A 2,640-nucleotide genomic window follows, 5' to 3' on the forward strand; every position below is an offset into this window, starting at 1 on the left:
TGGCTATTTTCATAATCTTCTTTTTGTGCATATCCATCACCTATGAGTGCGTAAACATTATGGATTGGAATGGACATCATTCCATCAGACAATATCTGTTTTAAGGCTTCAATTGATTCGTCGTGCTGCTCATTTAAAAGATAATACTGACTCATTAAGAAATTATAAGGTTCCACCAGGTCTCGATTTTGTATATAATTTGAATTTATTTGATTAAGGTATTTGATAACATTTTCGTCTTTTAGACTTTCTTTGTTATTATCGTAAAGAAAATAAACAAAACCAATTAACACATCAGTCAGTCTATTACATTCCCCCTGACTTAGCAGACTATCTACTATTTCCTGCGCTTTCCTTAAATCGTTTGCTGAAATAAGGGTATTAATAATTTGGATTTTCATTTCAGTGTCTAAACCTGAACCTGATATTTCAATTAGTTGATGGAGCTTTTGTAAATACTTAGATGGATTTTCATTAAACGAATTGCTTATTGTATCTATCTTTAAACCTAAAAGATGAATATTATCTGGTTCTATTTCCAAACCTTTATCTATAGTTTGCAGGACAATATCCAGTGAATCCTTATGGAGATAGTTTATGGCTAACCAATAATAAATGGTTGGAAAGTGAAACATTCTATCCTTATGGGTTAAGGCTTTTTTATATAACGCTATTGATTCATCAATTTGATGTTCATAATTTAATAACCCCCAAGCTTTAGCACATAACGCTTCAAACAGATTTGGGTTAAGTGCTAAAGCCTTGTCATACAGTTCCATTTCTTTTTCGTAATTACCTTTATATCCAATTGCACTTCCAAGGTTTTTATAAACCTGAGCGTCTGAAGGGTTCAGCTTTGCGGCTTCCTCCAAGTATTCGATTGCTAATTCAATGTCATTGCTGTTTTCTTTAACATTTAGGTGTGAAGTACCTAAGTTGTAAAGAATGGAGTGGACAAAATTAGAGTTTTCCTCTGTCACAAGGTCCAGCTGTTGTTCAAAGCAATGTATTCCCTGCCTAATATAAGTAGCCGATTTTTTCTGCACACCCATTTCCGACAGAACGGCTCCCTTTATACCTATATAGTAAAACAAAACTTCTTCCTCAATTTCTTCATTTATCTCTTTTATCATTATGAAGGCTTTTTCGTATTCAAATCTTTTGTAATGCACACATATTTCTAAAATATTTAGAGCCTGCTTCTCTTTCTGACTTAATTCCATATCTTTCAAGATTATTTGTATTTCTTGGAGACATTCTATATCCCTGTCACTTTCAAATAATTGAATACATTTGTTATAACGAAAAGAGAAATTCTTCGGTTTTTCCGTGTCTTCTTCCTTTTCTTTAAAGCTTTGACTTAGAACCTTTAATAATTCCTTTATAGAGACGTCCAAATCATTTTTTGTTACATTTGGCGGCTGCCTTAACAGAATATAATTCATTAATTTTGGGTCAGTGGTGCTATTGTTTATAAACTCTTCCTGAGCAACTGTAATTACCCTCTCTAAAACAGAGTGTAAGTCCATCTCATTTAAGGTGTGTCCCTCGATATAAAAAACGGCTTTAAGTCTTCTGCAAGGGTACTTGCTTTTTCATTTGGAAAATGAAATCTTCCATCAACATTTAGTTTAAATTCAAGATATTCTTTTATCTTCTTGTCATCCCAATAGATGGATTCTGTGATGTTCACAGATTTCCCTGTATCTTCTGGACTCACAGTGTTTTTTAAGTACTCTTGTTGAATCTTAATACTTCTCTTAAGTTCAACTAAGACCTTCTTTATATAGGCAGACTTTGCTGAGCGCAACTTATCAGATGCCATCTTTACAATAGTCGTTAAGGGAGAAATTAAACTTTTCACTTCTAACATTTTGACACCTCGTTATTCAATCTTATTAACATTATACTTCACTATCTCTTTTTCAAAAAAACCTTCCAACTCCACTCTGTTTTAACTCTCTCATTTTACCAAATAAAGTGACAACACATTTAAATTAGTCTAAAATTAAAGTAAGGAGGGGATATATATGCCAACAGCTAAAGATGTTGCAAGATATTTTATTAGTTTGAGTGAGCCTAGCACCCCTTTTGCGATTACTCCTTTAAAACTACAAAAGCTTATTTACTATGCTCAAGGTTGGTATATGGCATTTAAAGGCGAAGCTCTTTACGAAGATGAATTAAAGGCTTGGGAGCACGGTCCTGTCGTGCCAGAGCTTTATTACGATTATCGACATTTGGGTTATCTTACAATCCATCCAGAACCCTTTGAAAACAGAATAAATGGAAAACGTATCTTTACTAAAACCCAATTGGAGTTATTGCAAGAAGTATGGGAAGCTTATGGTGAATATGATGGGAAGTATCTAGAAGAATTAACCCATCAAGAAGACCCTTGGTTGAACACTAACCATAACCAAACCATCGAAAAAACGCGAATCAAAAAGTATTTTAAGAGCTTAATGAACTAGATAATCCATACCAAAATAAAAGAGACGATATCTTCGTCTCTTTTGTAATTCATAAAGGAGTTCATTGATGACACGGAATAAGAATTGGCTTGTTTTTAAACATCAAGTAAAACGCGAATACAGATTGGCTACTCAGAGGGGTAGGTTACTATATAAAATATCCCTT

The 2,640-nt window shown here is 33.4% G+C and carries 3 protein-coding genes; 1 reads left to right on the forward strand and 2 read right to left on the reverse strand.

From position 1 onward, the window contains the following. Both JCM21738_RS21495 and JCM21738_RS21500 read right to left on the reverse strand, forming a co-directional pair. Positions 1 to 1,529 (reverse strand): tetratricopeptide repeat protein (locus JCM21738_RS21495; RefSeq protein ID WP_035210227.1); only part of this gene is annotated, 1,529 nt, incomplete at its 3' end. 5 nt (positions 1,530 to 1,534) lie between these two features. Further along, positions 1,535 to 1,873, reverse strand: a complete 339-nt coding sequence (locus tag JCM21738_RS21500; RefSeq protein ID WP_035210230.1) for a hypothetical protein — start codon at positions 1,871 to 1,873, stop codon at positions 1,535 to 1,537. 157 nt (positions 1,874 to 2,030) lie between these two features. On the opposite strand from JCM21738_RS21500, the gene JCM21738_RS21505 reads away from it, so the two are divergent. Then, a complete protein-coding gene (locus tag JCM21738_RS21505) occupies positions 2,031 to 2,474 on the forward strand; it encodes a Panacea domain-containing protein (RefSeq protein ID WP_023626599.1) in 444 nt (147 codons plus the stop codon). Positions 2,475 to 2,640 lie beyond the last annotated feature (166 nt).

This window comes from Mesobacillus boroniphilus JCM 21738, assembly GCF_000517385.1.
Classification (GTDB): Bacteria; Bacillota; Bacilli; order Bacillales; family Cytobacillaceae; genus Mesobacillus; species Mesobacillus boroniphilus.

Bases quoted from the DNA above. Each gene is read 5' to 3' on its own strand.
- JCM21738_RS21505 (WP_023626599.1), top strand. From the start codon at position 2,031: ATGCCAACAGCTAAAGATGTTGCAAGATATTTTATTAGTTTGAGTGAG.
- JCM21738_RS21500 (WP_035210230.1), bottom strand. From the start codon at position 1,873: ATGTTAGAAGTGAAAAGTTTAATTTCTCCCTTAACGACTATTGTAAAG.